General features: G+C 61.6%; 12 protein-coding genes and 1 pseudogene. 6 read left to right on the top strand and 7 right to left on the bottom strand.

Annotated features, from left to right (window positions below; translation table 11 throughout):
* Positions 1 to 276 precede the first annotated feature (276 nt).
* The 7 genes and pseudogenes from x551_RS18230 to x551_RS18255 all read right to left on the bottom strand — a co-directional run bounded on the left by x551_RS18230 (position 277) and on the right by x551_RS18255 (position 2,097).
* Positions 277 to 471: a hypothetical protein gene (locus x551_RS18230; RefSeq protein WP_036249964.1), complete on the bottom strand. Its 195-nt coding sequence runs from the start codon at positions 469 to 471 to the stop codon at positions 277 to 279.
* A complete protein-coding gene (locus x551_RS18235) occupies positions 468 to 674 on the bottom strand; it encodes a hypothetical protein (protein ID WP_152543577.1) in 207 nt (68 codons plus the stop codon). The genes x551_RS18230 and x551_RS18235 overlap by 4 nt, the downstream gene beginning before the upstream one ends.
* Complete coding sequence (locus x551_RS18240; RefSeq protein ID WP_031943556.1) at positions 671 to 1,084, bottom strand: hypothetical protein; 414 nt, start codon at positions 1,082 to 1,084, stop codon at positions 671 to 673. The genes x551_RS18235 and x551_RS18240 overlap by 4 nt, the downstream gene beginning before the upstream one ends.
* A 194-nt stretch (positions 1,085 to 1,278) precedes the next feature.
* Positions 1,279 to 1,476 carry a hypothetical protein gene (locus x551_RS18245; protein ID WP_036249970.1) on the bottom strand — a complete coding sequence of 66 codons (198 nt, stop codon included), beginning with the start codon at positions 1,474 to 1,476 and terminating at the stop codon, positions 1,279 to 1,281.
* A 21-nt stretch (positions 1,477 to 1,497) separates the two neighbouring features.
* Positions 1,498 to 1,686, bottom strand: a pseudogene (locus x551_RS27615) (repressor LexA); the annotation flags it as partial.
* Between the two features lie 3 nt (positions 1,687 to 1,689).
* Positions 1,690 to 1,830, bottom strand: coding sequence for a hypothetical protein (locus x551_RS25915; RefSeq protein ID WP_161728074.1), 141 nt, complete (start codon positions 1,828 to 1,830; stop codon positions 1,690 to 1,692).
* Positions 1,831 to 1,833: 3 nt separating this feature from the next.
* Positions 1,834 to 2,097 (bottom strand): YdaS family helix-turn-helix protein, encoded by a 264-nt coding sequence (locus tag x551_RS18255; protein ID WP_051512145.1) that lies wholly within the window; start codon positions 2,095 to 2,097, stop codon positions 1,834 to 1,836.
* A gap of 73 nt (positions 2,098 to 2,170) precedes the next feature.
* Here x551_RS18255 and x551_RS18260 point away from each other — a divergent pair, with 73 nt between their 5' ends.
* From x551_RS18260 to x551_RS18285, 6 genes are all read left to right on the top strand, one after another.
* Positions 2,171 to 2,695: a hypothetical protein gene (locus tag x551_RS18260; RefSeq protein ID WP_161728076.1), complete on the top strand. Its 525-nt coding sequence runs from the start codon at positions 2,171 to 2,173 to the stop codon at positions 2,693 to 2,695.
* Positions 2,696 to 2,710: 15 nt separating this feature from the next.
* Entirely contained in the window at positions 2,711 to 3,418 is a 708-nt protein-coding gene (locus x551_RS18270; RefSeq protein WP_152543578.1) for a hypothetical protein, read from the top strand.
* Positions 3,415 to 3,582 carry a hypothetical protein gene (locus tag x551_RS25920; RefSeq protein ID WP_161728078.1) on the top strand — a complete coding sequence of 56 codons (168 nt, stop codon included), beginning with the start codon at positions 3,415 to 3,417 and terminating at the stop codon, positions 3,580 to 3,582. The genes x551_RS18270 and x551_RS25920 overlap by 4 nt, the downstream gene beginning before the upstream one ends.
* Before the next feature lie 736 nt (positions 3,583 to 4,318).
* The gene (locus tag x551_RS18275; RefSeq protein ID WP_036249976.1) at positions 4,319 to 4,564 is read left to right on the top strand and encodes a hypothetical protein; all 246 of its coding nucleotides are present in this window, start codon (positions 4,319 to 4,321) and stop codon (positions 4,562 to 4,564) included.
* 88 nt (positions 4,565 to 4,652) lie between these two features.
* Entirely contained in the window at positions 4,653 to 4,967 is a 315-nt protein-coding gene (locus x551_RS18280) for a hypothetical protein (protein ID WP_036249979.1), read from the top strand.
* The gene (locus tag x551_RS18285) at positions 4,964 to 5,152 is read left to right on the top strand and encodes a hypothetical protein (RefSeq protein ID WP_036249983.1); all 189 of its coding nucleotides are present in this window, start codon (positions 4,964 to 4,966) and stop codon (positions 5,150 to 5,152) included. Before x551_RS18280 ends, x551_RS18285 begins: the two co-directional genes overlap by 4 nt.
* The last annotated feature ends 17 nt before the right edge of the window (positions 5,153 to 5,169 follow it).

Raw genomic sequence — 5,169 nt, forward strand, 5'->3', positions numbered from 1 at the left:
AACACCACAAGTTCTTGAACGTCGTATTCCCAAGGCATACGGCCTTTCACGTACCGCTTGTGATGGACCGCCAGCATCGTTTCGCTATCGAAGCAGCTTTGGCAACACCAGTTCGCCGCCTCCAATTTCTTCAATCGGACCTTCTGCCACCGAGGATCCTTAAGGAGATCTGAATATTTGGCCATGTCTTCACCTTGACCACCGCTTAGAAGCACGGCGGCAGGCGGGCGGTGAAGCCGCTTTTCGGGAGCTACCCTAGCCGTGTGCAAACTCATCTCAGCCCCTCACCCGATAGACCGTGAGGCCGCGCTTGTTCTTAGCTTTCACCAGTCGCTCGTCTTCCTTGAGCGACTCTGTGATGCGGCGCCACGGGCTGACGCTGATCTCAGTTCGGAGCATGTCCATCGTGGTCATGCCGCGGCGCTTGAGCATGGCGATGAGCCGGCGGCCCTGGGTCTGCTTGCAGCTCATGCAACCATCCTGTACGCGGCCTGATCCCCGCCGCATGCGTCATCGAAAGCAGCCCAGTCGGAATCAGTCACCTCGGGCTGTTCGATAGCTTCAGCAGGTTCAGGCGCAACGGTTTGCGCTTTGTTAAACAGGTCGTCCGATCGGTGGACGCGGCCGTGGGCGAAGTGCATCGCCTCGGTCATGTGGTTTGGGTAGTGGTTCATGCGCTGACCTTTCCTTGCAGCAGATCGCGGAGCAGGCGGTTCTCCTGCTCAGCTTGTCGAGCGCGGGCCTCTGCTGCTTCTGCGCGGCGCTCGGCCTCGGTCTTGATGACGACCAAGGTGCAATGAACTTGGTAGGCCAGCCACTCAACGTAAATCGTGTTGCCGACGACCTCACAGAAACGCGCAATCAGGTCGGCCTGGAGGGTGGCCTTGCCCTTCTTGATGTTCGAGAAGTAGCCAGCGTCTATGCCGAGCGCTAGGTAAATCTCCTTGTCCTCAAGACCAGACGTGTCGCAGGACAGCGTGAAGGCTGCCGCGGCGGTCTTCTTGGCGCGAATCATCTCGATGGGGATCGTGATGCTGCGCGGGGCGCGCGACAGCGCCAGCTCGGGCTGTTCAATCTGCGTCATGGTTGTTGAAGCCGGTTGAGTACCTGTCCAGGGCAAATAAAACGGACAGTCGTTTCCATGACGAACGACGAAACCGATAGCTGGGCTCGCAAGGCTCTGTGGGCCATGCTGGAATCAATCGCACTCGCCTGCGTGCAGGGAGAGTGGCTGTGAGCCAGTGGGCCGAGACCGAGATTGCGGTTTACTGGCATGGCTCAGATCCGCTTCTCGGATTCGATGAAGACCGAGTGGAGGTTCCACCGCGCCGTCTCGCCCATGATTTCGATGCCGCTCCAATTGAAGTTGATCGACTTAAGGCGGACGCCGTGCTCATTGACGAGCGTCTGGGCCAGCTCGGCGAGCACGTCATGCACAACGCTCTCGACGCTGACCTTGATGTTTCCGTCGGCCATGTCTCAATCTCCGGTGACGTAGATGCCGCGAGCACAGTTCGGCTTGAGGAAGACGTGCCCCTTCTTGGCAAGGGCACGGAGGTGCTCCTCGGCAGCGTTGGGCGATCGGAACCCGAAGTGGGCCGCGATCTCCATGCGGGTCGGCGGCATCTGGTTCTCGGCCTTGAAGCGCCGGACGAACGCAAGAACTTGTTCTTGGCGGGGCGTCATGACTCAGAGCGTCCCGGCGTAGGCAACAATCCCGGCGACAGCGACCACGCAGTACGCGATGGCGAGCCACTCGGGAGCGAGGAACATGAAGACGCCGACAGGGCCGATGAAGCCGGTCAGGGTGTGGATGCGCGCCTTCTCCATGTCTCAGCCCCCTGCCTCTGCGGGCTCGGGAGCGCCGTCTGCACCGATCAGCTCGGGCCAGATCAAGTGCCAGTCGTCGGGGCGGAGATCCCAGCGGCGGACAACGAGGCCGCTTTCACGATCAATATGGACAGCCAACTCAGGCGCGCACGACCTGTAGCCGTTGGCGACGTTTCTGAGATGGCCGGCGCTGGTTTCGACGCTGGCGGCGAAGGCGTCTCGCGCTTCTTCGTCGCCAAGCGACTTGAGGTAACTCTTTAGGTCCATGGCGCCCGATTACACCAAACGGTACCTTTGGTGTCAACACCATTCGGTGCCTGAGCCGTCGTCCACTATGCTGATGAGTGACGAACGCCTAATCCGCCTCGAACTGCTGAAGCAGGTTATGAAGGATCGCAAGATCAACGGGCCGAGCGGCCTGCTGGACGCCTGCGGGTACTCGACGTACCCCTACTGGAGAGACCTTCTGGCCGGCATCAAGACCTTCGGAGAAAAGGCAGCGCGCAGGATCGAAGACAGCCTGGAGCCAAAGTTGCCAAGGGGTTACCTGGATGGCATATCCACCACCGCCGCCCCGTCACCTATCGATCAGCCGCTGCTTCCGCTCCGGGAGCGCGAGCCGGATCTGTTGATCGCGTACCGTTTGTTGGATCCACCTGTTCAGGACGAACTGCTCGAGCACGTCCGTGACCTGGTCGCCGCACACCACCGGCCAACATTCGAGCTGATGAAGCGACTTAAGGTGTCCCAGCGAGCCGATTCGGATTCGGTGAACGACACATTCCAGCGGGCGAATGAGAAATTCCCCCGGAAGAGGACGCCAGCCGCGGCCAAGACCGCCAAGACAGACAGGAAAATCAAGTGACACCCCGGGAGGATCATGAAGCGCTCAGCACTGATAGTTCTCACTAACATTGCCCTAATCGCTGGTTGCGCTCAGGTTCCTCCGAATACCCCGGGGGCTGGGGTCGGTAAGTCCTACACCCCAGTCATCGACCTGCAGGGTGTGGACGGCACCAGGTACATGAATGACCTGACGGCCTGCCGGGACTACTCAGCTTCGATCGACGCGAACAAAGAGGCCATTGCCGGCGCGATCGTCGGGGCCTTAATCGGCGTAGCCATCGGCTCTTCTTTCGGGGGCGACAAGAGCCTGATGACAGACGGTGCGGCCTACGGTGCCGGCGCTGGCGGGGGCGCCGCTGGAGGCAGGGCAATAGGCCGACAGGAGCGCATCATCGCCAACTGCATGGCCGGCCGTGGGTATAGAGTAGTGGACGGCACGGCCACCGTAGCCGTTGGGCAGCCCGCGACGCCCCTATCGGCACCGCCGAGCCAAGCGCTGGTTCCAAACCAACACGCGAACGCCACGATTCAAGGCGTCTCCGTCTCCAAGCCGCCACCGCCCAGCGGGGAAGATGCGTTCATGGCCGGGAAGTTCGGCCGCGACGCCAAGTGCGGCGCTCTGGATACGCCGGCCGTCTTGGCCGCAAAGGGGCCGGGTTACGAGACCTACAGCATGGCCTGCACCTCCGGCGACACGATGATGATCCGCTGTGAGCTGGGCAACTGCAGGGCTCTACGATGACGCCCAAGCCACTCAAGGCGCTTCAGACGGTCGGCTTCGTGCTGCTCGTGATCGGCGTGATCGCCCGCGCTGGGGCCGGCGAGTATTGGGGCACCGGCCTTGCGATGCTGGGGCTCGCGCTGTTCTTCCTGGGGCGCTTTCTGGCTTGGTGGAAGAACGGCTGAGCGGCTCGCCGAATTTTTTGTTTTTGGGGGTCTGTGCCCCGGGCGAAGCCCAAAATTTGGTGCGTTTCGCGCCGCCTAGGCCTTTTGGCCTGGAATCCAGCCTGGGACACAGGGGAAATCCACCCGAAGGCCCCCCTTCCCCATAGCGCTGGGGTTGGAGGGAATCCACCACGCTGTGAAGCGTTCGTCGATAAGCGGGCCGTTGTTCCCCTCCCGCTCCCCTCGGCATCGACGTAAGGCCAGCCGGCCAGCTCGCGTGCGGGTAGTTGCCCGGTGCCTTGCGGCGCGTCTGGCTTGCGGTTCTGCTCCGAGCGGCCCCACATGCGGCCCCTGCTACGCGCGGAGTGCGGCCAGGAACGGAAAAGCCCTCAGGGCCTAGCCGCTCCGTGACGCAACCACGTCCCCTTGCGGGGCAAGCGACTAGAGCCTGAGGGCTCTTTGTCATTCTGCCTGCGGTTGCGTCACTGGCGCTCGAATTATAGCGAGCCCTGTACAAAACAACAGTGCCGGAGCGGTGGCCGCCTTGATCGAGCGCTCGGTTTGGCTCGGCCGTGCCAGGCCGCGCGCCCGCTTGCGGGGCTTGTAGCCGGAGCTCTCGGTGTCATGACCGTGACAAAAGGCCGGGCCCAGCCCTACGTATCCACATACGTAATCAGAAAAGTACCATTTGGTGTTGACATGCCAGGTACCGTTTGGTGTAATGACTCCATCGCACCACACAGCGCATGGGGTCTAGATGGCAAAGAAGCAGATCGCGTACTTCCCTGGTCCTGGCATCTTGGACCAGGTGATGGTCGGGTCCGATTACGGCACTCGCGACCAAGCGTCGTTCCGCATCACCCTTTGGAATGACGGCAGCCTTTCGCTGAACTGCGAGAGCGGGGCCCTCTCGATGCAGCTTCCGGCCAGCCGCGAAGAGCTGACCGCATTGCGCTCGATGCTCGATGCGGCCCTGACCTGCGAAGTTCTGGAGGCCGCATGACCACCTACTACATCACCCACGAAGAGGCGGAATGGTGGGCTGCTGCTTCTGAGGCTCATCTTGAAGGGCGTCTTATGGAGTGGCTGCAATGAGCGCTGTCCTATCAGACACCCTCCTAAACCAGCGTGCTGAAGAAATCATGCTGGCAGACGTGGACGAGTACGCGGAGTGGATCAGCGCCCATTGCTATAGGAAGCCGCCGGTCGAACTGATGTTCGTCAGCCGCGATCCCGTCGCGCTCCAGCTGCTGGTCGATCAAGCGGATGTTCCGAAGCTCGTTGCGATGACGCGATACCCGCGAGCAGATGTCGTGTGGGCGGCTCAGTCCGAGCTGAACCGGCGGCAACTAGCAGACGAACGACTGTTCAAGCTGGCCCAGGAAAAGGCCGGGGAGGAATCATGAGCAAGCCACTCACCCCGCTTGAGGCCGATCTGCTCGCGGCGTTGAAGCAACTCACGACGGCCGTGAACTATCGGGCTGCTGCTGTTGCGGGCGGCACCGACGATCAGGTGCAGTTCTCCGTCGAGGCGTTCTGGAGGGCTCAGGACGAAGCGTTGGACGCAATCGCAAAAGCGGAGAAGTCATGAACACCCACCGTTTGGAC

Source organism: Methylibium sp. T29 (assembly GCF_000576205.1).
In the GTDB taxonomy this organism is placed as follows: domain Bacteria; phylum Pseudomonadota; class Gammaproteobacteria; order Burkholderiales; family Burkholderiaceae_C; genus Methylibium; species Methylibium petroleiphilum.

Coding starts and splice junctions, on each gene's coding strand:
- x551_RS18230 (WP_036249964.1), bottom strand. CDS start 471: ATGAGCTGCAAGCAGACCCAGGGCCGCCGGCTCATCGCCATGCTCAAG.
- x551_RS18235 (WP_152543577.1), bottom strand. CDS start 674: ATGAACCACTACCCAAACCACATGACCGAGGCGATGCACTTCGCCCAC.
- x551_RS18240 (WP_031943556.1), bottom strand. CDS start 1,084: ATGACGCAGATTGAACAGCCCGAGCTGGCGCTGTCGCGCGCCCCGCGC.
- x551_RS18245 (WP_036249970.1), bottom strand. CDS start 1,476: ATGGCCGACGGAAACATCAAGGTCAGCGTCGAGAGCGTTGTGCATGAC.
- x551_RS25915 (WP_161728074.1), bottom strand. CDS start 1,830: ATGGAGAAGGCGCGCATCCACACCCTGACCGGCTTCATCGGCCCTGTC.
- x551_RS18255 (WP_051512145.1), bottom strand. CDS start 2,097: ATGGACCTAAAGAGTTACCTCAAGTCGCTTGGCGACGAAGAAGCGCGA.
- x551_RS18260 (WP_161728076.1), top strand. CDS start 2,171: ATGAGTGACGAACGCCTAATCCGCCTCGAACTGCTGAAGCAGGTTATG.
- x551_RS18270 (WP_152543578.1), top strand. CDS start 2,711: ATGAAGCGCTCAGCACTGATAGTTCTCACTAACATTGCCCTAATCGCT.
- x551_RS25920 (WP_161728078.1), top strand. CDS start 3,415: ATGACGCCCAAGCCACTCAAGGCGCTTCAGACGGTCGGCTTCGTGCTG.
- x551_RS18275 (WP_036249976.1), top strand. CDS start 4,319: ATGGCAAAGAAGCAGATCGCGTACTTCCCTGGTCCTGGCATCTTGGAC.
- x551_RS18280 (WP_036249979.1), top strand. CDS start 4,653: ATGAGCGCTGTCCTATCAGACACCCTCCTAAACCAGCGTGCTGAAGAA.
- x551_RS18285 (WP_036249983.1), top strand. CDS start 4,964: ATGAGCAAGCCACTCACCCCGCTTGAGGCCGATCTGCTCGCGGCGTTG.